General features: G+C 72.8%; 14 protein-coding genes and 2 pseudogenes. 10 read left to right on the forward strand and 6 right to left on the reverse strand.

Annotated features, from left to right (window positions below; genetic code table 11):
- Positions 1-4 precede the first annotated feature (4 nt).
- From sbnB to NAMU_RS19185, 3 genes are all read right to left on the reverse strand, one after another.
- Positions 5-1,012, reverse strand: coding sequence for a 2,3-diaminopropionate biosynthesis protein SbnB (gene sbnB, locus NAMU_RS19175; RefSeq protein WP_015748998.1), 1,008 nt, complete (start codon positions 1,010-1,012; stop codon positions 5-7).
- On the reverse strand, positions 1,006-2,022 hold the full coding sequence (gene sbnA / locus NAMU_RS19180; protein WP_015748999.1) for a 2,3-diaminopropionate biosynthesis protein SbnA: 1,017 nt from the start codon (positions 2,020-2,022) through the stop codon (positions 1,006-1,008). The genes sbnB and sbnA overlap by 7 nt, the downstream gene beginning before the upstream one ends.
- Positions 2,023-2,133: 111 nt before the next feature.
- On the reverse strand, positions 2,134-3,486 hold the full coding sequence (locus tag NAMU_RS19185) for a condensation domain-containing protein (protein WP_015749000.1): 1,353 nt from the start codon (positions 3,484-3,486) through the stop codon (positions 2,134-2,136).
- Positions 3,487-3,742: 256 nt separating this feature from the next.
- Between NAMU_RS19185 and NAMU_RS19190 the strand changes: the two genes are divergently transcribed.
- From NAMU_RS19190 to NAMU_RS19230, 9 genes are all read left to right on the forward strand, one after another.
- Complete coding sequence (locus NAMU_RS19190; protein ID WP_015749001.1) at positions 3,743-5,269, forward strand: phosphopantetheine-binding protein; 1,527 nt, start codon at positions 3,743-3,745, stop codon at positions 5,267-5,269.
- Positions 5,266-5,961, forward strand: coding sequence for an acyl-CoA dehydrogenase family protein (locus NAMU_RS27640; protein WP_015749002.1), 696 nt, complete (start codon positions 5,266-5,268; stop codon positions 5,959-5,961). Before NAMU_RS19190 ends, NAMU_RS27640 begins: the two co-directional genes overlap by 4 nt.
- Positions 5,958-7,121 carry an acyl-CoA dehydrogenase family protein gene (locus NAMU_RS19200; RefSeq protein WP_015749003.1) on the forward strand — a complete coding sequence of 388 codons (1,164 nt, stop codon included), beginning with the start codon at positions 5,958-5,960 and terminating at the stop codon, positions 7,119-7,121. Before NAMU_RS27640 ends, NAMU_RS19200 begins: the two co-directional genes overlap by 4 nt.
- Positions 7,118-8,074 (forward strand): 3-oxoacyl-[acyl-carrier-protein] synthase III C-terminal domain-containing protein, encoded by a 957-nt coding sequence (locus tag NAMU_RS19205; RefSeq protein ID WP_015749004.1) that lies wholly within the window; start codon positions 7,118-7,120, stop codon positions 8,072-8,074. The genes NAMU_RS19200 and NAMU_RS19205 overlap by 4 nt, the downstream gene beginning before the upstream one ends.
- Positions 8,071-8,949: a hypothetical protein gene (locus NAMU_RS27645; protein WP_015749005.1), complete on the forward strand. Its 879-nt coding sequence runs from the start codon at positions 8,071-8,073 to the stop codon at positions 8,947-8,949. The genes NAMU_RS19205 and NAMU_RS27645 overlap by 4 nt, the downstream gene beginning before the upstream one ends.
- 9 nt (positions 8,950-8,958) lie before the next feature.
- On the forward strand, positions 8,959-10,452 hold the full coding sequence (locus NAMU_RS19215) for a class I adenylate-forming enzyme family protein (RefSeq protein WP_015749006.1): 1,494 nt from the start codon (positions 8,959-8,961) through the stop codon (positions 10,450-10,452).
- Between the two features lie 55 nt (positions 10,453-10,507).
- Entirely contained in the window at positions 10,508-12,244 is a 1,737-nt protein-coding gene (locus tag NAMU_RS19220) for an acyltransferase domain-containing protein (RefSeq protein ID WP_015749007.1), read from the forward strand.
- Between the two features lie 5 nt (positions 12,245-12,249).
- Entirely contained in the window at positions 12,250-18,294 is a 6,045-nt protein-coding gene (locus tag NAMU_RS19225; protein WP_015749008.1) for an SDR family oxidoreductase, read from the forward strand.
- A gap of 73 nt (positions 18,295-18,367) precedes the next feature.
- Positions 18,368-20,368: an AfsR/SARP family transcriptional regulator gene (locus NAMU_RS19230; protein WP_015749009.1), complete on the forward strand. Its 2,001-nt coding sequence runs from the start codon at positions 18,368-18,370 to the stop codon at positions 20,366-20,368.
- A 168-nt stretch (positions 20,369-20,536) separates the two neighbouring features.
- On the opposite strand, the pseudogene NAMU_RS19235 reads toward NAMU_RS19230, so the two are convergent.
- Positions 20,537-21,706: pseudogene (locus NAMU_RS19235) on the reverse strand (IS1380 family transposase); the annotation flags it as partial.
- On the opposite strand from NAMU_RS19235, the gene NAMU_RS19240 reads away from it, so the two are divergent.
- Positions 21,686-23,038: an IS256-like element ISNml4 family transposase gene (locus NAMU_RS19240; RefSeq protein WP_041369108.1), complete on the forward strand. Its 1,353-nt coding sequence runs from the start codon at positions 21,686-21,688 to the stop codon at positions 23,036-23,038. The pseudogene NAMU_RS19235 and the gene NAMU_RS19240 sit on opposite strands and share 21 nt — an antisense overlap.
- A gap of 40 nt (positions 23,039-23,078) precedes the next feature.
- On the opposite strand, the pseudogene NAMU_RS19245 reads toward NAMU_RS19240, so the two are convergent.
- Together NAMU_RS19245 and NAMU_RS19250 are read right to left on the reverse strand one after the other, a co-directional pair.
- A pseudogene (locus NAMU_RS19245) lies at positions 23,079-23,378 on the reverse strand (IS1380 family transposase); the annotation flags it as partial.
- Positions 23,379-23,498: 120 nt separating this feature from the next.
- Positions 23,499-24,095, reverse strand: coding sequence for a hypothetical protein (locus NAMU_RS19250; RefSeq protein WP_015749010.1), 597 nt, complete (start codon positions 24,093-24,095; stop codon positions 23,499-23,501).
- Between the last annotated feature and the right edge of the window lie 111 nt (positions 24,096-24,206).

Here is a 24,206-nt window from a genome sequence, read left to right on the forward strand (position 1 = left end):
TGGATCAGTGGGTGGCCGAGACCGGTTGGCTCGGCAGGAAATCCGGGACCTCGACGCCGGCCCCGTTGGCCTGCGCCCGGCTCCGGACGTAGTGGGCGAGCGCGATGTCCAGCGCCCCCAGGCCGAAGGGTGAGAAGATCACCAGCCGGCCGTCGGCGGCCGGCAGCGGCGTCGCGCCGGTCAGCAGGTCGCCCAGGCCGGCCCCGATGAACGATCGGTCACCGGTCTGCAGCTGGGCCAGGTGCAGCGAGGTGCGCTCGCGGCAGACGTGGTCGGCGTCGTCGACCACGTTGTAGGCGTTGCGGATGGTCGCCACGGCAATGTCCCGCAGCGAGATGTGCAGCACCAGTGCACCCGGCCGGCAGGCGCCCAGGTCGAGGTGCGGTTCGGCGGCGGTGGTGGCCAGGCTGATCAGGTCGTGCCGGGCCAGTGCCTGGTCGACGTGGTCAGCGATCTCGACCGTCGGCACCAGCTCCCGCGCCTGCGCCGCGAAGGCGGCGGCCCGCTGCGGGTCTCGGTCGAAAACGGTGACGCAGGTCAGCTCCGGGGCGACCGCGACCAGATACCGGAGCACCTCGACGTTGATGACGCCGGTGCCGACGAGGCCGGCGCCCCGCAGCGGCCGTCCGGCCGCCAGGGTTCGCGCGGCCAGCGCGGCACCGGCGCCGGTCCGGGCGGCCGAGAGCTGTGAGGCCTCCAGCAATGCCTGCGGCCGGCCGTCCAGCAGCGAGTTCAACACGAGAACCGCACTGGCCCGCGGTGTTCCGGCTACCACGTTGCCGGGGAAGGAGGAGACCCACTTGACCCCGGCGGCGGCGTGCGGCCCGCCGACGAACGCCGGGAGGGCGATGATCCGCTCCCGCGGCTGATCGGGAAAGCGCAGGAACACCGAGTGCGGCACCGCGGTCCGGCCGGTGGCGTGCGCGCGGTAGGTCTGCTCGATGACGTCGATGACGTCGAGTTCGCGGCCGGCCAGGGCGTCGGCGACGTCGTGGGCACGCAGGATCAGCACCAGGCCACGTCCTCGATGATCGGGCGCTGCCAGAGTTGCAGCGCGTCGGCGCCGAAGTGCTCGGCCACCCAGGGGTCGGAATAGATGGTGTCCAGGTAGCGGTCGCCACCGTCGGGAAAGATCGCCACCACCGTCGAGCCGGCCGGGATGCGCGGGGCGAACCGGCGGACCGCGGCGATCGTCGCCCCGGACGAGCCACCGGCCAGGATGCCCTCCTGCCGGGTCAGGGCCCGGCAGGCCACGATGCACTCCAGGTCGGTGACGTGCACGACGTCGTCGACCAGGCTCGGGTCCAGCAACGCCGGCCGGATCGCCGCGCCATGCCCGGGAATCAGCCGGCGTCCGGGGGTGGTGTGAAACAGGACACTGCCCACCGCATCCACCGCGATCACCCGGGTCGGCAGGCCTTGCGCCCGCAGGTATCCGACGCAGCCGCGCAGCGTGCCGAAGGTACCCGCCGCGGCGAACAGGAAGTCCACCCGGCCGTCCAGCGCCTCGGCGATCTCGCGCATGGTGTTCTCGTGGGCGGCCGGATTGCGCAGGTTCGCGTACTGGTTGGGCGAGTAGGCGTGGGGCAGGGTGTCGAGCAGGTGGCGGACCCGACGGACCCGTTCGGGCAGGTACTCGCCGGTGGCCGGATCCCGGTCGGTCACCACCTCGACCCGCGCGCCGTAGGCCCGCAGGATGGCCAGGTTCTGCGTGGTCGTCTTGGCATCGACGACGCAGATCAGATCGATGCCGTAGTAGCAGCAGATCTGGGCCAGACCGATGGCCAGGTTGCCGGAGCTGGATTCGATCACCACGGTCCGGCCGGGCCGGACCCCGCCGTCGAGAATCTTGGCCTGCAGCATGGCCAGCGCGGATCGATCCTTCACCGAGCCACCCGGGTTGAACCGCTCCATCTTGGCGAACAGCCGGAAGTCGAAACCCGGAACGAGGCATCCCATCTCCACCAGCGGGGTGTCCCCGATCGCGGAGAGAATGCCCTTGAGCGGTCTCCGGACGGCCATGTCATCTGTTCCTTGCGATCGTTGCCGATTGATTGCCCGTGCAGGCCCGGGTCATCAGCCGGTGCGATCTCCCCCGGCCGTTCGCCCCCGACCTCACTGTGGCCGAGTGCTCTATATCCGAACTATCGGTGGCTCGACCACCGCGTCGAGCCGGCCGACGGGCGTCCCCGGATCGTGGGCCGCCGCGGCCAGGATCCGCAGGTACGCCCCGAGATAGCGGCGGATCGTGGACTCGGCAAAGAGTTCCCGGTCGTACCGGAACGCGATCTCCGACGAGTGCTCGCCCCGGGCGATCTCCACCCCCAGGTCGTACTGCCCCTGCAGCCGGGGCACCTCGAAAGGGTGCACCACGCCGTCGAATCGGTCCGGCCCGAACGCGAGCCGGGCATCGACCTGGGTGATCGCGATCCGGTACGGCGGTCCGGCGTCCCGGCCCCGGTCCAGGGCGCGGACGATGTGCGGGTACGGCAGGGCCGCGGCGGCCGCCGCCGCGCGCAGCTCACGGGCCGCAGCCTGGACGAGGTCGGCGGCCGAGCCGCCGGGGTCGACCGTGGCCCGCAGCAGCACCATGTTGACGTAGTAGCCGATCGCCGGCAGTGTCGGCCGGCTCCGGCGCAGGCTCATCGGGCAGCCGATCAGGAAGTCCCGGGCCCCACCGGTCGCATGGATCAACGCCTGCAGGGCGGCCAGCTGGACGGCGAACGGCGTGACCCCCAGGGTCATTGCGCGGTCCTGCACCGCCCGTTCCAGGGTCGCCGGCACCTCGACCGTGACGGTGTCCCCCTGGTACGCCGGTCGCGCGGGACGTGGCCGATCCGAAGGGAGTTCGCCCGCCGGCACCTGCCGGCCCACGGTCCGCCAGTAGCTGGTCCAGCTCGCCCGCTGCGGGCCGGCCAGCTTGCGCCGCTCGGCCGCCACCTGGTCGTTCCAGGTCCAGGTCAGGGCGGGCAGGTCGGGGCGGCGACCGGCGGACCGGGCCTGGTAGGCCGTCAGCAGGTCGCGCCAGAGCACGAACTGGGAGGCGGCGTCGCTGGCGATGTGGTGGTTGCCGCAGACCAGGACCGCGTCGCCGGCCGCGCGCCGCAGCAACCGGAACCGGGCGGTGCCGCGGGCCAGGTCGTACGGCTCCCCGGCCACCGTGGCCACCAGGTCGGCCAGCTGCCGGTCGTCCACGGTGCCGACGTCGTCGACCCGTAGCCCCGGCCCGGTCGCATCGACCAGGCGCACCGGCATCCCGTCGTCCTCCACGAAGCGCGAGCGCAGCAGGTCGTGCCGTTCGGTGACGATCTCGACGGCCTCGGTCAGGGCCGAGACATCAGGCGACGGGATGAATCTCGCCGCTCCCGCGTCGTTGTAGGCGGCGCTGCCGGGGGCCAGCCGATGCAGCATCCACAGCGCCTGCTGCCCGACCGAGATCGGCAGCTCGGCCGCGCGCACCGCGCCCGGATCCGTGAGCACCCCCACCGTCGCTCCCCCGTCGTCCGGCCCGGGCGCGGTTTGCGCACCGGGCTTTCTCGCGGTCGAGCCTGCGGGGGCCGGCTACATCGCCGCTATATCGGGACGGGCCGTTCGTCAAGCCCGCCAGGTATAGAAAAAACATGGTGCCCGCCCCCACCGTGAGTCCAACAGGCCGGCCCGCCGGCGGTGGCTGCTCGCTTCTGCCGGGCGCCGGACCGCCGGGATGCCGGCAATCGGCGCCGTGGGGGCAGGAGGTCGGGGGATGGCGCGCACGCAACCGCTCGACGCTGCCCGGTGCACCGCGCTGGCCGCCCGCTTCGGCACCCCCCTGTTCGTCTACGACGCCGAGGTGCTGGCCGCTTCGTTCGGCGAGCTGCGGGAGGCCCTGCCGCCGGCCGTCGAGATCTTCTACTCGCTCAAGGCGAATCCGAACGTGTCGGTGGTCGGGGTGCTGGCCGCCGCGGGCGCCCGGGCCGAGGTGTGCTCGCGGGCCGAACTGCGGACGGCGTTGCTGGCCGGGATCGACCCGGCCGACATCATCTTCCTCGGCCCGAGCAAGTCGGCGACCGACCTGGAGGCCTGCCTGACGGCCGGCATCTACGCGATCGTGGCCGAGTCCTTCGACGAACTCGGCGAACTCGACCGGATCGCCCGGAGCCGGCAGGTCCGGCCGCGGGTCATGCTGCGGGTCAACCCCCGGCGCGGCACCACCGGCGCCGGGCTGTCGATGGGCGGCAAGCCGCGCCAGTTCGGCATCGACGAGAGTCAGCTGGAGCATTGCGGATCGGTCCCCGAACGGTTCCCCCAGCTCGACGTCTGCGGCATCCACGTCTACCTGGGCACGCGACTGCTCGACGCGTCGCTGTTCACCGAGAACGTGCGGGCCACCCTCGAACTGGCCGAGCGGATCGCCGCGGTGACCGGCATCCGGCTCGCCGCCGTCGATGTCGGAGGCGGGGTCGGGGTGGCGTACTTCGCCGGCGAGTCCGACCCGGATCTGAGCGGGGTCCGGGCGGAGCTGGAGCCGCTCGTCGCCTCGTTCCGGCAGCGTCATCCACGGGTGCGGCTGATGTGCGAATCCGGCCGGTTCCTGGCCGCCCGGGCCGGTGAGTACGTGGTGCGCGTCGGAGCGGTGAAGCAATCCATGGGTCAGTGGTTCGCCAGCACGGACGGCGGCACCCATCATCACCAGGCGGCCGCCGGCATCGGCTCGGTGGTGCCGCGCAACTTCCCGGTCCGCCTGCTCAACCGGACCTCGGCGGCGCCGGCCGGCGCCTGGCAGGTGACCGGTTCGCTGTGCACCCCCAACGACACCCTGGCCCGCAACGTCGAGCTGCCGCAACTGCAGGTCGGCGACCTGATCGGGATCGGCCGGTCCGGCGCCTATGCCGCCAGCGCGTCGCCCGGACGTTTCCTCAGCCACGGATATGCCGCCGAAGTTCTCCTGCACGACGGCGACGGCCATCTCGTCCGCCGCCGGGACAACCCACTCGACCTGCTGCGCGGGCAGCACTACCACCACGTCAGGACTCGCCCCATGGAACGTCGCCAGGCCATCGAACACATCCGGGTCGCAGTCGAGAAGGTGACCCGACGTGACCTGCCCGCGCTGGATGCGGAGACCCCGCTGCCGGCCCTCGGGCTCGATTCCACCGGGATGCTCGAACTGCTCATGGAGTTGGAGGATCTCGCGACCTTCGTGGTCGATCCGGACGACCTCGATCCGGAGGTGTTCCGGACGGTCGGCACCCTGTGCGACTACCTGACCCGAATGGCGTCGGTGCCGTGATCCACTCCATCGCCCGGCCCGACATCGCCGCCGTCGCCCGTCGTGACGGCCTGGCCGCCGGCCTGACGGCGGCGTTCGATCTGCAGGCCCCGGTGCCCTGCAGCGCCGGTGGCCGCACCCTGCTGCCCCCCGGCCTGCTGCCGGTGGTCGTCGGGTGGTCGCTGCCGGACATGCAGCTGCCGGCCGGGCGATGCCGGGTCGAGATCGAACCGCATGAGCTGGCCCGCAGCGAACACCTCGTGCTGGTCCGGGTGAGCCGGTTGGCGGCCTCGACACCGGCCACCGCCCGGCGGGTCGCCGCGGATGTCGAGGCGGACGGCTTCAGCTGGCCCGCCGCATTGCTGGCGGTGCGGGCGGGGCTGACTCGGCGGCTGCTGGGCCGGGCCATCGAGGAGCTGGCCGGGCGAATCTCGGACGGGGCCCCGCTGACCGAGCGGCAGCTGGTGCGAGCCGAGATCGCCGAGATCGCGATCACCGTCGAGACTGTCGAGACCGTGTTGCCCGCGCTGCCGAGCCGGCCGGCCGACGCCGAGACCGACTTCTGGCACGGCGAACTCGACCGCGCCGACCAGGCGCTGAGCCGGTTGTTCGGGGCGTCGGGGTACCTGGACGATCATCCCGCCCGCGGGTTGCGGCTGGTCCCACTGCTCCGCGACGTGTATGCGCCGCCCGGCCTGGGGCAGGCCGCGTGAGCAAGGGGGACGAGCGGCTCGACGAGGTGCGGGCGCAGGCCCGGGCCATTGCCCCGGATCTGCGCAGCCGCGCGTTGGACGTGGACGCCCATCCGGCGCAGGTGGCCCGACATGTCGACTCCCCCGGCATGCGCATGGTGCACGCGATCAGCATGGGGCCGGCGCAGCCGCAGCCGGACCGGTGCCGCCGGCTGACCGTCGCCACGCTCGAGGCGGCCCGTGGCGATGCCGGCGTGCTGCTGGCCAGCCCGGGTCCGTCGGTGGCCGGGGTGGTCGTCGATCTGCTGGCCGACGAGGCCCAGCGCGACCGGTTCCGGTCCGCGCTGGCCGACGGCCGGTCGTGGGCCTTCTGCGCGATCACCGAGCCGCAGGGCGGCAGCGACGTGCTCGGGTTGCGCACGCAGCTCCGGCGCACCCCGGACGGCCTGCGTCTGTCCGGCTCGAAGCTGTATGTCGGCAACGCTTCTCGGGCTCGCGTCGGGGTGGTGCTGGCCCGGACCGGGCCCAGCCCGCTGCACATCAGGGCGGTCCTGGTGCCCGCCGATGCCCCCGGCGTCGTCGGGTCGCCGCTACCGATGGCCGGTCTGCGCGGGGCCCGGATCGGCCGGCTGACCTTCACCGACGTCCCGGTGTGCGAGCAGGACGTTCTCGGCGCGCACCTGCCGCCGAGCCGGCGGGGCCTGTGGGGTGCGATCCGGGCCTTCGCCAGCGTCCGGGTGCAGGTCGGCGCAATGGCGGTGGCGACGGCGGCCGCGGTGTGCGACTACGTCACCGAGCACGTCACCGATCACGCAGCCGTCCGGCGCGACGCCGACCTGACCGCCATCCGGGCGAGAATCGCGGCCGCGGAACGACTCCTGCTCATGGCGGCCGCCGCGGTGGACCGGGACGAGGGCCGCGGGCAGCTGTCCGCACTGGCCAAGGTGACCGCGACCCGGCTGGCCATCGACGTCACCACCGGGCTGCCGGCGCGGCTGGGCCGCGGCGCCCTGCTCGACCACCCCTTGCTGGAGAAGTGGCGGCGGGACGCCGCCGGGTTCGAGTTCATGGAGGGCACCACGGCCATGCAGTTGTTGCACGTCGCCGACGGCGCCCTGCGGGACCCGCGGAACCGGGGGCCGGCCGACCAGCCGGCGCAGCCGGACGGAGCGGCGGCATGACCGTGTTGCAGGCCGTGGCGACCTACGTGCCGCCGGTGGGGCGTCCGCTGAGTGAGGTGGCCGGCGAGCTGCACCTGTCCGCGTCCGAGGTGAAGATCTACGAGAAGTTCTACGGCCTGCGGGATTACCGGGTCGATCGGGAGGCCGACGGGGCCGAGCTGCTGGCCCGCGCGGCGCGGTCGCTGCCCTCGCTGGACCGGGTCGCCCACCGGGTGCGCTATGTCCTGCACGCCAAGAGCGTGCCGCCCAGCGGACCGCACGCCGAACCGCCGGTGCAGGCGGTCCGGGCCGCGCTCGGCCTGTCCGGGGCCGTCGGGTTCGCGGTCACCCAACACGCCTGCGCGTCCGGGCTGCTGGCGCTGGACCTGGCCGGCCGGCTGCTCGCGGCGCACGACGCCGACGCGCTGGTCCTGCTCCTCACCGGTGAGAAGGCCGATCCGACCGTCAACCAGGTGATGCCGGCGCCGACGGTGACGGGCGAATCGAGCGCGGCCTGCCTGGTCGGCCGCACCGGCGACGGTGACGAGCTGCTGTCCTACGAATGGCGGGTGGACGGGGAGTTCCGCGACGGCACCGCGATGCCGCCCGCGACCCGGTCCCGGTTTCACCAGCGCTACCCGGACACGCTGGCCGCGGTGATCCGGGCGGCCGTGCGCAAGGCCGGCCTGGAGCTGTCCGATCTGGCGAAGATCCTGCCGCACAACGTCAATCGAGCATCCTGGGTGCGGGTGGCCGCCCTGCTGGACCTGCCGCTGGACCGGGTCTACCTGGACAACGTGCCGATCACCGGGCATTCCTTCTGCGCGGATCCGTTCGTCAACTACCGCTCGGCGCTCGATGCCGACCTGCTGCCGCCCGGGCGACCGTACCTGCTGGTCAGCGTCGGGCTCGGTGCGGTGTACGCGGCGATGGTGCTGCGGGCCCGGGGCACCGCCGGGCGGTGGCCCCGATGACCGCGGTGATCGGCGCGCCGGCGCCGCTGCGCCACCCCGAACCGACCGCGCCCCAACCGGTCCGGGCCGCCCGCTTCCCGCGCAGCGCCGGGCGTCCCGCCGGTCCGGGTCTGCGCCCGATGTGGGCCGAGCGCCTGACCGGCGATCCCCTGCCGCCACCCGGCGACCCGGAACCCGTCGGCCATGCGTTCGCCGACATGTGCGCGGAGCTGCTCGATCCGATCCAGGCCAGCGGCCCGCTCGAGCTGGTGGTCCTGGCCCACGTCACGCCGGACCTGGACCCTCGGGACTCGGTCGCCGGGGCGCTGGCCGAGCCGGACCTGCTGGTGTTCGCGGTGTCCGACCAGGGCCGGCTGGCCCCGTTCACCGCGCTCCAGGTCGCCGCGGCCTGGCCCGACCGGTCGCGGGCCGCCGTCATCGTGCTGGATCAGGCGGTGGTGCCCTACCGCGACCCGGATCTGTCCGCCCTCGACGGGCGGTTCGACCATGCGGTCGCCCTGAATCCGGATCTGGGATTCGAGCCGGTCCGGCAGTGGGCGGGGGTGACCGGCGATCGGGTCGCCGACGTGCTCGGTCCGGCCCTGGCCGCCGAGCACCCGGACCTGGTGATCCTCGGACCGGCCCTGCCGCCGCCGGACGGATGGAACTGGTGCCGGGCGCCCGGAGATCAGCTGGGCACCGCGGTCTTCGCCGCCCTGGGCGCCGTACTCGACGACACCACCGAAACCGGCCAGCGGCCAAGGCGAGTCACCGTCGTGGAGTACGAGCCGGCCCTGGGCGGGCTGGCCCTGGTCACCTGGTCCGCCCCGGCCCGGCCCGCCCGTCATCTCGCCCCGGTCCCGGAGCTCCCGCCGGACCGGACGAATCATCGATAGGGGGAAGCGATGGAACCCACCCTGCTGAGCGACCTGCTGGACGCCGCCGCGGCCCGGCAGCCGCAGGCACCCGCGCTGACCGCCGGCGACCGAACCGACAGCTACCTCGACCTGGCCACCGAGAGCCGGCGGGCGGCGGGCTGGCTGGCGGCGCGCGGCATCGGCCGGCGGGACCGGGTGGTGGTGCTGGCCCAGGACCACCGGCTGCAGGTGCCGGTCCTGTTCGGCTGCGCCCGGATCGGCGCGATCTTCGTCCTGCTGCACGAGGATCTGGCCGACCCCACCGTCCGGCACGTCCTGGCGGACACCGCACCCACCCTGTTGATCACCGACCGCCCGGACGCGGCGGCCCAGGCGCAGCGGCTCGGCGTGCCCGTGGTGTCGGCGGCGCAGACCCGGGACGGCATTGCCGCCGCGCCCCCCGCCGATCCGCCGCGGCCGCTGAGCGTCGATCCCGCGTGCCTGATCTACACCTCGGGCAGCACCGGGATGCCGAACGCGGTGGTGTCCACGCACGCGCAGATGGTGTTCGCGGCCCGGGCGATCCAGTCCCAGCTGGGCTACCGGCCCGACGACGTGGTGTTCTGCCCGCTACCGTTGTCGTTCGACTACGGTTTGTACCAGGTGTTTCTCGCCGCCCTGGGGGGCGCGCAGCTGCACCTGGGCTCGGCCCAGGACGCCGGCCTGGGGTTGCTGCGCCGGCTGCGCACGGTCGGTGCGACGGTGATGCCGGCCCTGCCGTCCCTGGCCGCCATCCTGGCCCGGCTGCTCGAACGCTATGGCGGCACCGTGGACCTGCGCCTGATCACCAACACCGGCGCCGCCATGCCCGCCAGCACCATCGCCCGACTCCGCCGGCTGTTGCCGGACGTGCGGATCCAGTTGATGTTCGGGCTGACCGAGTGCAAGCGGGTGAGCATCATGCCCCCGGACGGCGACCTGGACCGGCCCGGGGCGTGCGGCCGCCCGCTGCCGGGCACCGAGGTCGTCGTGGTCGACGACGACGGCGCGGCCCTGCCCGCGGGCGAGGTCGGCGAGTTCGTGGTCCGGGGACCGCATGTGATGGCCGGGTACTGGCGACGACCCGAACTGACCGCCCGGCGCTTCCACCGGGTCGACGACCTGTTCGTCGAACTGCGCTCCGGCGACTACGGATACCTCGACGAGGACGGGTACCTGTACTTCGTCGGGCGGCGGGACGACATCTACAAGTCGCGCGGGTTCCGGGTCAGTGCCACCGAGGTCGAGGCGGCCGCGCTGCGGGTGCCCGGAGTGACCGCGGCGGCCGTCCTCGCGCCCACCGCCCAGCACCCCGAACCGGTGCTGTTCGCGGTGACCGACCTGGATCAGCCCACCTTCCACGCCCGGCTCCGGGAGCAGCTCGAGCAGTACAAGATCCCGCGGCACTGCGAGCTCGTGGACGCGTTGCCGCTCACCCAGAACGGAAAGACCGACAAGAAGGCCCTGGCCTCCCGCGCGGAGGCCGGCCGGCTGATCGCCTGACCGCCATCTCGTACCGTTCGCCGCCGCGTGCGGACGCCAGCAAGGAGACACACCGATGTCCGAGACGAACCGCCGGGTCTTCCTGTTCCCCGGACAGGGTGCCTACCTGCCCGGGGCGATGGCCGCCTTCGCCCAGCATGACCGGGTTCGGGGTGTGCTCGACGAGATCGACCGGGCCGTCCCCCGGGACGCCGGCGGCGTGTCGGACCTGTTGCTGCGCAGCCCGGGTCGGCCCCTGCCCGAGCTGCTCGCGCAGGATCCGCTCGGATTGCAGCTGGCCCTGCTGGGCACCTCGGTCGCGCTGTTCGGTGAGATCGCCGACCTGGTGGAGCCTTCCGATGTGCTGGTCGGCCACAGCCTGGGCGAGATCGGCGCGCTGACCGCCGCCGGCGCCTGGACGGTCGGCGACGCGGCCCGGATCGTCGCCGCCCGCACCGACCGGCTGGCCGCGGCGGCCGGCCCGGACGGCGGCATGCTGGCGCTGTCGACCCACGCGGAGGTCGCGGCCGCCCTGGTCGCGGCCGCCGACGACGCGTCGGTCGTCGTTGCCGTGCGCAACTCGCCCCGGCAGACCGTGCTGTCCGGTCCCCGCGCCGCCCTGGCCCGCATCGCCGCGGCCGCGGCCGCGCTGGGCATCGCCACGACCGCCCTGGCGTCCCCGTTCGCCTTCCACCATCCGGCGCTGGCCGGCGCAGCGGCCTCGTTCCGGTCGGCGATCGCCGGCCTCCCGGTGCGGCCGTTGCGGTATCGCGTCCACTCGCCGATCCTGGGCCGGGCCTACCGGGACGAGGACGATCTGGCCGAGCTGCTGGCCCGGCACCTGGTCCGGCCGGTCGACCTGCTCACCGGCATCCGCGGGCTGCACGAGCGCGGCCACACCGTGTATGTCGAGTGCGGGGCGCGAGATGCCCTGGTGGCGGCGGTGCGCCGCACGGTGCCCGGGGTGCAGACGCTGACCTGCCTCGACGGCAGCCGGCCCGGCCCGGAGTTGATCGCCGACGTCCGCGACCGGTTGACGGGGCCGGTCGTCCCGGTGCCGGTGGTGTCGCTGCCGGTGGGGTCGCTGGTGCCGGTGCCGGTGGTGTCGGTGCCGGTGGTATCGGTGCCGCCCTGCCCGGGCCTGGCCGGGTCCCCGCTGGTCCCGGTCGTCCCTGCTCCGGTGGTCCCCGCCCCGGTGGTCCCCGCCCCCGTGCTCGCGGCCGACCCGATCGGCGCGCCGGCCCCCGGCCGGGCCGAGGTGATCGCCCGGTTGCGCGCCGCCTACGCCGCGGCGCTGGACTACCCGGAGTCGGTGTTCACCGACGAGGCCGACCTGGAGGCCGACCTGGGGGTCGACTCGGTCAAGCAGACCGAGTTGCTGGCCCGGATGTCCGACGAGTTCGGCGTGCTGGTCGCGCTGGCCGACATCGGGCTGGCCGAGCTGGCCACCCTGGGTCGCATCGCGGATGCGATCGTGGCCCGTCAGGTGGCCGGTCCCGGCTCGCCGGTCGCATCCCCCGCCCCGGCCCCGACGGCGGTCCCGGCACCGACCGCGGACCGGGCCGCGCTGCTGTCCGATCTGCGCCGGACCTACGCCGGCGCGCTGGACTACCCGGAGTCGGTGTTCACCGAGACGGCCGATCTGGAAGCCGATCTGGGCATCGATTCGGTGAAACAGACCGAGCTGCTGGCCCGGGTCAGCGAACGGCTGCCCGGCGCGCCGCTGGGTCGGGATGTTCCGCTGGCCGAGCTGACCACGCTCGGCGCGATCGTCGACTTCATGCTGCGCGGCGCCGCCGCCGAGCGGGGCTGACCGCGATGCCGATGGACGAGGTCGCCGGCCGGGTCGTGCTGGTCACCGGCGGGGCCAAGGGCGTGGGCCGGGAAGTGGTGCGGGCGTTCGCCCGTCGCGGCGCGACCGTGCTGGTCAACTACTTCCATTCGCGGGCCGAGGCCGAACGGCTGCAGGCCGAACTGGCCGACCAGGGGCTGCCCATCACCCTGCTCCGCGCCTCGGTGGCCAAGCGCGAACAGGTCGACGAGATGTTCGACACCATCGCCCGTGACGTCGGCCGGCTCGACGTCCTGGTGAACAACGCGGCGCTCGGCGCCCTGCGACCGTTGGCCGAGCTCGACGAGCGGGACTGGACACGCACGTTCGACACCATCCTCAAGGGCTCGCTCTGGTGCGCCCAACGGGCCGCCCGGCTGATGCCGGCGGGCGGGGCGATCGTGAACCTGTCCTCGGTCGGCTCGCCGTTCGTGCTGGACGGGTACACCGCGGTCGGCACGGCCAAGGCGGCGCTGGAATCACTCACCCGCTACCTGGCCGTCGAATTCGCCGGCGCCGGGATCCGGGTGAACACCGCCTCCGGCGGGCTGCTCGACGGGTCGGTGGCCGGGCTGTTCCCGGACGCCGACCGCCTGCGCTCGACCGTGGTCGCCGCGACGCCGCTGGGCCGGCTCGGCACCGAGGCCGAACTGGCCGAGGTGGTCCTGTTCCTGGCCTCCCCCGCGGCCTCCTGGGTGACCGGCCAGTGCCTGATCGCCGACGGCGGGCTCTCGCTGGGGCACGCCATGCTCAGCGCTGGATCGACCCCCGCCGGACCGATCCCCGCCGGCGCGGAGCCGTCGGCGGCACCCGAGCCCGTGGCGAAGACTCAGCCTGTCGCGGCGCCCCAGCCTGTCGCGACACCTCAGGCCGTCGCGGCGCCCGAGACCGTCCCCCCGGCGGCGCCTCTCGCTCCCTCGGGGTCCGAGATCGGCGCGGGCGCCGGCATCGCCGTCGTCGGCATGGGCATCAAGGTGCCCGGCGCGGCCGATCCCGACTCGTTCTTCCAGTTGCTGCTGGGCGAGCGGCCGGTGTTCAGCGAACCCGGCGAGCGGTGGGACATCGAGAGCTTCTGGGCCCCCGCGGACAGCGACGTACCCGACAGCACCTATTCGCGGACGCTCGGCTTCATCCACGACGAGCAGCCGGACGGCGTCCCGGCCCAGGACTACACCACCGCCTGGCTGCGTCATTGCCTGCAGCAGGCGCTGGCCGGCGTGCATCGCCGCGCCGACGACCGGCACCTGTTCGCCGTCGGCTACACCGCCGACGGCAGCCAGCACCTGGAGGAGGCGATGGTCTGGGCGGGCATCGAGCACCGGTTGGCCGCCCGCCTGGACCCCGCCGATCCGGCGACGGCCGCCGCGCTGCACCGCCTGCGGCGGCTGCTGCCGCACGTGAACGACGATCCCGGGCACAGCCTGCCGCACGCCGTCGGCGCGGCCGCGGCGGATGGCCTGCTGCCCGCCGACACCGAGCTGCTGATGCTCGACACCGCCTGCAGCTCCTCGCTGTTCGCGGTCGAGTCGGCGGTCCAGGCGCTGCGCAACGGCACCTGTGACGTGGCCGTGGCCGGCGCCTCGTTCGCCGTCGGCCCGCGTCACTCGACGTTGTTCGCCGGCCTGCACGGGCTGTCCGCCAGCAACGACGTCCGGTCCTTCGACGCCGAGGCCGACGGTGTGCTGTTCTCCGACGGCGCGGCGGTGGTGGTGCTCAAGACCCTGGACCGGGCGCGGGCCGACGGCGATCACATCCTCGGCCTGCTGACCGGGGTCGGCACCTCCGCCGACGGCCGGGGCAAGGCGATCTACGCGCCGAACACCAAGGGGCAGCAGGTCGCCATCGAGCGCGCCTGGACCGCGGCCGGCATCGGTGCCACCGACGTCGACTGGGTGGTCGCGCACGGCACCGGGACCCGGGCCGGTGACCAGGTGGAGGTCAAGACCCTCACCGCCGCGCTGGCCGGTCATCCCGGAGTGTGGGTCACCTCGAACAAGTCGATCGTCGGGCACACCGGGTGGGTCGCCGGCATCGTGTCGCTGATCCACGTGCTGACCGCGCTGCAGCACCGGCTGATCCCCGGCCAGCGCCGGTTCACCGCCGCGCCGGCCGCTTGGCAGCTGGAGCGCACCCCGTTGCGGATCCCGACCACCGACCAGGCCTGGCCGCAGCCACCCGATCGGCCGCGGACGGCCGCGGTGTCCGGCTTCGGGTTCGGCGGCACCAATGCGCATGTCGTGGTCCGCGAGTACTCGCCGAGCGCCCGGTACGCGGTGAACCCGGTCGTCCCGGTCGACGACGATCCGGTCGTGCTGGTCGGCTGGAGCGCCCGGCTGCCCGGCGAACCCGACCGACCCACCGTGCGCCGCTGGCTGGCCGGCGATCCGGCGGCCGCGCCGGACCCGTCCTTCGGCGAGCAGTTCCCGCTGCCCCCGGTCGGTACCTTCCGGATCCCGTCGGCGACCCTGAACACCATCGACCGCGCCCAGGTGCTGGCCATGCAGTGCGTCCAGGACCTCGACCCGGGCCTGGGCCAGGCGCTGGACCGGCACGGGGCCCGGACCGGCGTGGTCGCCGGCCACCTGGGGCCCACCCGCAACGCCGTCGGCTACGCCCTGCGCACCTACCTGCGATACCTGTCCCAGCACATTTCCGCCGACCCGCAACTGGCGGCGCTGCGTCCCGCGCTCGCCGCGTACACGGCCGAGATCTGTTCGCTGGTCCCACCGACCAACGAGGACGCGACTCCCGGGATCATGCCGAACATCATCCCGGCCCGGATCACCAACTACTTCGGGTTCACCGGGTCGAACCTGACGGTCGACACCGGATTCGGATCCGGACTGGCCGCCACCGGCCTGGCCATCGAGCGGATCCGGGACGGCGGCTGGGACGCCGGCCTGGTGCTCGGCGTCAACGGGAACAGCACGCCGGAACTGCGCGGCCTGCTCGGCCAGTCGCTGGGCGGGGCCGTGCCGGCCGAAGGGGCCGTGCTGCTGGTGCTCACCCGGCGCAGCATCGCCACCCGTGAGCACCTGCCCGTGCTGGCCGAGCTCGACGTGTGCCGGGACCCGGCCGAGTATCCGGTCCCGGCCCCGCCCGCGGTGCTGGCCGGCCGGCACCACCTGGGCGCGCAGGGCACCCTCGAGCTGGTCGCGGCGCTCGACCGCCCCCAGACCTCCGTCGTCACCTGCACCGACGCGATCACCGGAGCCCGGGTCGCGGTGCAGGTCCGGCCGGTCGCGGACCGGCCGGCCGACCGATCCGCACCGGCGTTGACGGCCGCCCTGCGCACACCGGCCGGAGAAGCGGAACCGGCGGCACCGGCCGACCCGGAGTCGGCGCCGGCCCCGGCCGTGCCGGCGCCGACCGTGCCGGCGCCGACTGTGCCGGCGCCGACTGTGACACCGTTCGCCGTGGCCTACCGGCGCTGGGAGGGCGAGAACGTCCGCAGCGCCCTGCCCGCGCTGCCGGCCAATTGCCTGATCGTCACCGATCGACCGGAGGACCTGCCGCCGGTCGACCCGTCCTGCCTGGTCCTCTCGTCCGTCCCGCACGCCGGCGCCGGGGTGGTTGCGCTGCCCGGACCGGTGGACGAAACCACCGTCACGGACGCCATTGCCGCCTTCGGGCGGCCGCTGATGCAGCTGCGGGTCATCGTCACCCTGGGGGCGGATCGCGATCCGACCGAACCCGGCTTCACCGCCGCGCTCGCCCTGGCCGATCTGACCTTCCTGGCGATCCGCGCCCTGTTCGCCGACCCGGCCGGCCCGGCCGGTGGATCGTGCTGCCTGCTCGCGCTGGACGCCGTGCGCGACACGCGCCCGCGGGCCGGCACCGGGATCTTCACCGGCATGCTCAAGACGCTGCGGGCCGAGCGACCCGATCTGGACGTCATGGCCGTGCTGACCACGACCCGGTCCGCGGCCGACGGGCTGGCCGAACTGGTCGCCGAGTCGCGCCGGGCCAGGCTGCTGCCGGTGACGGTGCTGGCCGCCGGCCGCCGGTACGTGCCGCTGCCGGTGCCGCGCGCGGACGCCGGCGAAGGCCCCGGCCCGCTCCGGCTCGATCGCACCTCGGTGGTGGTCGCCGCCGGCGGCTCCCGCGGCGTGACCGCCGCGCTGCTCACCGCGTTGGCGCAACGGTCGGCCCCGACGCTGTGGGTGCTGGGCTCGAACCGGCTCGACCATCCGGCCGCCGACGATGCCCGGCCATCCCGCGCCGAGTTCCTCGCGGCCGCGCACGCCGCCGGATCCGGACGCAAGCTGGCCGAGCTCAACCGGGTGTTCGACCGGCTCATGCAGGCGTGGGAGGCGCGGGCCACCCTCGAAGAGCTGACCCGGCTCTGCGGCGCCGGCTCGGTGCACTACCGGGTGTGCGACCTGACCGATCCGGCGGCGGTCGCGCGCACCGTCGACGAGATCCAGGCCGTCAGCGGCCGGGTCGACCTGGTGCTCTTCGGGGCCGGGATCAGCCGGTCGGCCGCGCTGGAGCGCAAGCGGCTGGCCGACTTCCGGGCCGTCCGCGACGTCAAGGCGCTCGGCTACGCCCACCTGCGACGGGCCTTCGCCGGTCGGCCACCGCTCGCCTGGTGCAACTTCGGTTCGATCCTGGGCTTCACCGGGCAACCGGGCGAGATCGACTACACCGCCGGCAACGACCTGCTGGCCAGCGCGGCGGCGGCCGGCCGGGACGACGGCTGCCAGGAGTTCACCATCGGGTGGACCCTCTGGGACAGCATCGGTCTGGCCGCCGACCCGGTCACCCGCGGGTTCCTGCATCGATCGGGGTTCTCCGGGGGCATGTCGACGGCCGAGGGCATCGCGCTGTTCTTCGGCGAGCTCGACCGGCCGTCCCGCGATCGGGTGACGATCCACCTCGGCGCGGCCGAGAAGGCGATGCTGGACGATCGTTTCCCCGGGCTGCGGGCCGCGATGGCCGATGCGGCGGACCGGCCCCGGCCGCGGGTCGCCCGGGTCGATCCCGACCTGCTCCCGCCGGCCATCGGCCGGCGATCGTTGCGCGCGTCCGACCGGACCTTCGACGCCGACGACCGGGCCTTCGACTTCCTGCTCGACCTGGACCACGATCCCTACCTGGCGCACCACCTGGTCGACGGCCGACCCACCCTGCCCGGCACTTTCGCCCTGGAGCTCGCGGCCACCGCGGCGGAGACGCTGTGTCCCGGCCGCCGCGCCATCGCCTTCGAACACGTGGTCTTCCGCAAGTTCCTGCGGCTGCACCCCACCCGAAAGTCGTTGGCCATCAGGGTGAGAGCGACCCGAATATCCGACATTGCCGACGGTACCGGGACATCGGTACGAGTCACCATCACCTCCGACGTCCGGGCACCCTCGGGCGAGCTGCTGGTCGCCGACCAGGTGCACGCCGACCTGGAGGTCCGGGTGGCCGATCGGCCGGGGTGCAGCACGGTCCCGCCGCGCGCGGTGCTGGCGACCGGGTGGCCGACCGTCGACCCGTACCTGCAACCCAACCCGGCGGTGCAGTTGTCGGGACCGTTGGACACCCTGCGGTCACCCGTCCGTGGTGAACACGCGGGTCAGGCGATGTTCGTGTTGCGTCCGGAGGCCTACCGGGCTCCGTTCGACCGGTTCCGGATTCCGGCGTTGCTGCTGGACGGCCTGGCCCGCACATCGGTGCTGGCCGGAGGCGATCGGACGGCCCGGCCCCTGGTCGCGCTGTCGCGCATCGAACGTGTCGATCTTTTCGATTCGGCTGCCGATGGCCGCAACGATGGCGCCCTGGCCGCCACCTACCCGCGGATTCGGCTGATCGCCGGCCCCGACCCGGCGACCCCGGGGGCCTTCCTGGGCGAGGCGGTGGCCCCGTCCGGCGTGGTGCTGGCGCGGATCAGCGGGCTGGTCGGCGCGCTGCTGGGCTGGTGCACCGCGGACGGCGCCGGCTTCCGCCGCGCCGATCGCGGCCGGGAAACCCGTTCAGTCACAACGACTGTCACTCAATCGAGTGGCCTTGTGCGCCAGTCGGCGGCACATGCTGCGCTGGAAGAGTGAATGCCGGCCATGGGGTACTTCCCAGTGCCCACCGGACTCTTCTTCATATGCAGCTTTTCGAATGGGGTGTCCGATGACGGGAACCCGCTCGGAATTGTTCGCGATTATCGGCAATGATCTCGAGAGCGGCCGTTCCGGGTCCGGTCTCGAACCGACGCGCCGGGACGACAGCAATCCGAGATCCGTCCTGCAATTCCGCATCCTCGGCCCCGTCCAGGTCTTCTGCCACGGCAGCGAGGTCCAGCTGGGGGGCTCGAAGCAACGCACGGTGCTGGCCACCCTGCTGCTGGCCCGGGGCCGGGTGGTCACCGACGCGGCCCTGAGCACGGTGTTGTGGGGTGAGGATCCGCCGCGGACCTCCAGCGCGCAGATCTACACCTACGTCTCCCGGTTGCGCCGCAGTCTGGGCGAACAGGTCGAGCTGGTGCGCAGCGGCCAGGGCTACGCGCTGCGGGCGCCGCACGCCTGGTTCGACCTCGACGAGTACCTCAGCCTCACCCGGCTGGGTCGGGCGACCCTGGAACAGGGACGGCCCGACGTCGCCACCTTGCACCTGGCCGCCGCGTTGGCCCTCTGGCGGGGCGCGGCCCTGGGATCGGGCACCGAGTTCCTGGCCGAGACCGAGGTCGCGGCGTTGGAGGAGAGCCGGCTGAGCACCCAGGAACTGTGGGTCGAGGCCGAACTGTCGCTGGGCCGGTGCCGCGGCCTGATCGCCGAACTCACCTCGCTGGTGGCCGCCCATCCCCTGCGGGAACGCTTCCGGGCCCAGCTGATGACCGCCCTGTGGCGCTCGCACCGGCGGGCCGACGCGCTGCGGACCTTCTTCGAGGGCCGGGAGCTGCTGGCCGACGAGCTCGGCGTCGACCCGAGCCCACTGCTCACCGAGCTGTACGAGGAGATCGTCGCCGAACCGGCGGACGGCCCGACGGTGCCTGGCGCGTCCGCCGACGGCCCGACCGGTCCCGTCGGCCCCCGAGCGCCGGCGCCGGCGCCGGCGCCGGCCATGCTGCCGCCCGATCTGGCCGACTTCACCGGGCGGCGCACCGAGGCGGCCCGGCTCAGCAGCTGGCTGGGATTCCAGCACCCGGCGACCCCGCCCCGGCCGCACACCCCGGCCCCGTGCGCGGTGGCCTGCGACGGGCGCCCGCGGATGGCGCTGATCTCCGGTCCCCCGGGTGTCGGCCGGTCGTCGCTGGCCATCCACGTCGCCCAGTTGGGCCGCCAGCTGTATCCCGACGGGCAGCTGTTCGTCGATCTGGGCGGGCCCGGCCGGCCGCGGGTGGACGTGCGCGACGTGCTGGCCTGGTTCCTGCGGGCCCTGGGCGCCACCGCCGATCAGATTCCCGGCGACACCCAGGAACGCGCGCAGGTGTACCGGAGCATGCTGGCGCGCCGGCGGGTGCTGGTGGTGCTGGACAACGCCGTCTCCGACGAACAGGTCCACCTGCTCCTGCCGGCCGGCGCGGGCTGCGGAGTGCTGATCACCAGCACCGAACCACTGGCCGCGGTACCGCTGAACCGGCAGATCGATCTCGGTCCGTTCGGCATGGACGAGGCGCTGGCGTTCCTGGGCCGCGCGGGCGGCCAGGACCGGGTACGAGTGGAGCGGCCGGCGGCGGTGGAGCTGGTCAACAGCTGCGGCCGGTTCCCCCTGGCCCTGCGGATCCTGAGCCTGCAGTTGAGCCGCAAGCCGCACTGGTCGCTGCGGCAGATGGTCACGCACCTGCACGCCGACGCAACCCGGCTGGACCGGCTGCAGGCCGGGGCGCTGCACATCCGACCGGCCCTGGACCGGTTGTTCGACGCGATCGAGGAGGGCCGGCTCACCCAGATCCGGCTGCTGGCCGACCTGCCAACCCCGACCTTCACCGCGGACACGGTCGGCCGGTTCCTGGGGATGCCCGAGAGCCTGGCCGAGCACGTCTTGGAACAGCTGCTCGACCGGCGGCTGCTGGAGGTCATCGGGCTCGATGCCGGCCGCCGCCCGCTCTACACCTTCCCGCCGCTGACCCGGTTGGCCGCCCGCGAGCTGCGGCGCGGGGCCGGAACCCGGCCGGTGGTCGAGGGCGCCTGAGCCGGACACGCAGGCGGCTCAGCCTGAATCCACCGATTGCGTTGGTGGGTCGGTCGGCTCGGGTGGATCTTGGGGCGGGGTGTCCGATTTCGAGGTTGGGCAGGGTTGAGTTGCCGGTCGGTCCGGCTTCTCCTGGTTCCTGAGTGTGGGGTCGTGGTCCTGGCTGGGTTATCCGGTCGCCGCGGGTAGGTCGCGGAGCCGTTTGATGGCGGTGATGATGGCGTGGGCCCAGGGCCAGCGACTGGGTAGCCGCAGGGTGGTGCGTCGGCCGGTGCGGACCAGCCGGCCGGCGAGGTTGAACACGCGGCGGCGGATGTTCTTGGTCATCCGGTGGCCTTGGTCAAAGCCGAGGCGGGTGATCCAGCGGGTGAGGTTGTGGGCGATGGTGTTCAAGATCAGCCAGGCGGCGTTCCCGCCGAAGCTTTTGGTCGGCAAGTGCGCCAGACCCATGCCGTGTTTGAGGTCCCGGATGGTGAGCTCGACCTCGGCGTGCCGGCGATGGTCGGCCTCCAGGTCGCGCAGGTCGCCGTCCCGGTCGGTGATGATCGGGTGGTAGTCGTAGACCGGGAACAACGCTGCCTGGTCGGTGTCCTGGCCGCGGTTGCGGACCTGGGCCTGGGTGGGTGGGGTGCGCCGCACCATCAGTCGTAGCGGGACGGTGTCGGTCCGGTCGCGGCCGTGGGTGTCCTGGGCGAACGGGGTGTACGGGATCTCGGCGACCCCGGCGCCGGGCAGGAAGTACTCGATCGGCTGCCATTGCTCGTCCGGGATCGCCTCGATCTGTCCTCGTAGGTGCCCGATCATCCGGGCGCCGATCGAGAACCGCACATCGGCGGCCCGGCAGGCCGCGACGACGTCGTGCAGATAGAAGCCGGAGTCGGCGCGCAGCACGATCTGCCCGGTGGCGCCGGCCTGACGCAGCCGGGAGATCGTTTCGTTGATGAACAGCGGTGCCGCGGTGGCGTCGTTGGAACGGCCCCGCCGGAGCCGGGCATGCGCGATATCGCCGGTCCCGGAGATCACTGCCAGCAGCGGGTGGTAGCCGCGGCGCCCGGTCCGCATGACTTCCCGGGCACCGTCCTTGGCCAGCCCGAACGTCTCACACAGGGTCGAGTCGATATCGACGGTGACCGACCGACCGAACTGTGGATGTGCGCCGGCGGTCACAGCTCGGGTCAGCAGGCGGCGGGTCACCACGTCCAGTTGGCGGGCGTGTCCGAAGCCGAAAGCGCGGAGGAACGTGCCGGGACCTGTCAGATGGACTGTGTAAGGGGTGTGGCATCTAGCGTCTGAGGAGTAGCTGTGACGATTGATGGCATGCCGAGATTGACCCCGCAGGAGCGGGCCGAGCGTCGTCGGGTGCAGGCTGAGTTGGCTGCGGATCTGAAGGCCTCGGGTGCGCTGGACGGGGTGTTCGCCCGCATCGATGCCGGGGAGCCGCTGACCGGCGACAGCGGGGTGCTGGGCGGGATGCTCAAGGCTGCGTTGGAACGCGGTCTGGAAGCGGAGCTGACCGACCACGTCGGCTACGACAAGGGCGCCGTGGACGCGGCCGAGTACGACAATTCCCGCAACGGTCACTACGCCAAGACGGTGTCCAGCGAGATCGGTGACATCGAATTGCGGGTCCCTCGGGACCGGGCCGGGACGTTCACCCCGATGCTGGTCGGCAAGGGGCAGCGCCGGCTGGACGGCATCGACGGGATGATCATCTCGCTGTACGCGGGCGGGATGACGTTGCGGGACATCGCCCACCACCTGGCGACCACGGTCGGGGTGGACCTGTCCCACGAGACGATCAGCAAGATCGTGGACGCGGTCGCCGACGAGGTCCTGGCCTGGCAGCGCCGTCCGTTGGAGCCGATCTACCCGGTGATCTATCTGGACGCCATCACCGTCAAGATCAAAGACGGCGGACACGTGGTGAACAAGGCCGCGAACCTGGCCGTCGGGGTCGACATGGAAGGTATCAAGCACGTTCTCGGGATCTGGGTGCAAACCCATGAGGGCGCCAAGTTCTGGGCCGGGGTGTGCGCCGACCTGGCCAACCGCGGCGTGCAAGACGTGCTGATCGTGTGCTGTGACGGGCTCACAGGGTTCCCCGAGGCCATCGCGGCGACCTGGCCGGCCGCGACCGTGCAAACCTGCGTGGTCCACCTGATCCGCGCGTCGATGCGGTTCGTGTCCTACGGCGACCGCAAAGCCGTCGCTGCCGCGGTCAAACCGATCTACACCGCCAGCTCCGAAGAGGACGCCCTCGCCGCCTTGGAGGCGTTCCGGGACGGGCCCTGGGGGTCGAAGTACCCGTCGGCGGTCCGCTCGTTCCAGGCGGCGTGGGACCGGTTCACCCCGTTCCTGGCGTTCCCGCCGGCCCTGCGCCGGGTCATCTACACCACCAACGCGATCGAGTCGCTGAACTATCAGTTGCGCAAGGTCACCAAGAACCGCGGCCACTTCCCCAACGACGCAGCCGCGGTCAAGCTGCTGTGGTTGGCGATCTGCAACATCGAGGACAAACGAGCCCGCGACCGGGAGAAAGAGCGCGGACTACCCGCCGCCGACCGACGAGCGTCCGGACGCCTCATCCAAGGCGCCGTCACCACCAACTGGAAAGCAGCGCTGGCCCAACTCGCCCTGGTCTATCCCGACCGAATCGAACCCCACCTGTAACCCCCGTCACACCCCTTACACAAAGGACTTGACAGGCTCACGTGCCGACCGTGGACGGCGCCGCGACCCGGTGTCCCAGCACTGCGCTGGTCGAGCCCGCCCGCAAAGCGTTCACGTCATCGATGCAGTCACCGCCGGCCAGCAGCGAATGGACGACGGTCAGGCACTTGCGGTCCGGGTGGGCGCCCACGCTCCCGGGCACCGTGACGTGCTCACGCAACAAACCGGCCAGATCCAGCCGTTGGGCCAAAGTTGCCGCGACCAGCAACCCGGCATCGGACACGACACTGTCCTCGTCAGCGCGTACGGACAAGCGGTCCAGTGTGCAAGACTTCGTCACCAAGAGGGTGCTCCCTGGGCTTGCGTGATCTTTGGTGTGGTAACCGTGATCGTGCAGGTCAGGAGCACCCTCTTGCGTTAAACGCGCCGCGCCGGCTCCACCCCACCGGTGAATCCAGGCTCAGGCGGCCAGGATGGCGGCCGCGACCCCGAGGTGACGGGCGCCGGGCGCCGGGCGGGCGCCGACCGGCGGTTGCGGGCGGAACATGTGCTCGATGGTGAGCTGCAGCTGCCCCAGGGACATCTCGTACCCGGCGAAGACGAATCGCAACGGCTCTCCGGTGCCGAGCAGGCCGCGTTCGATCACGATGGCGCCCTCGCCGTACCGTCCGGTCGGCAACTGCTGGTCGGCGATGCGGGCCAGGAAATTCTCGCCCCGGGTCCGCTCCCGATCCCGGAGCCAGCCGAATCTCGGGATCGACAGCCGGCGCTCGCCGGCCCCCGCACCGCCCACGTCCAGGGCGCCGAACGGAACGAACGGCGCGCGCCCCAGCGGCAGGGTCACCACCGTCACCCGGTCGTCGACGACCACCACGGTCCGCTGGCCGTGATCGATCTGCCGGCGGACGTGGACGAGTTCGTCGCGCCGGGGCCAGACATGGTCCAGGACCGCCGCCGGGGCGCCGGCCCCGTGCAACCGCCAGGGACCGGCGGCCCAACGCAGCCGCGGCAATCCCTCGAAAATCACGTGCACACCGTCAATCAGGAGCGTCGTCATCCGGCTGCCCTACCGTTGTGTCCATTTCCTTCCCAGGAGAACACCGGGCACTATCACAATTCTTGACCGGCTCCGAACCGAAGGCGGTCGCCACGAATTCGGAAATACCCC

Source organism: Nakamurella multipartita DSM 44233, from assembly GCF_000024365.1.
GTDB classification, from domain to species: domain Bacteria; phylum Actinomycetota; class Actinomycetes; order Mycobacteriales; family Nakamurellaceae; genus Nakamurella; species Nakamurella multipartita.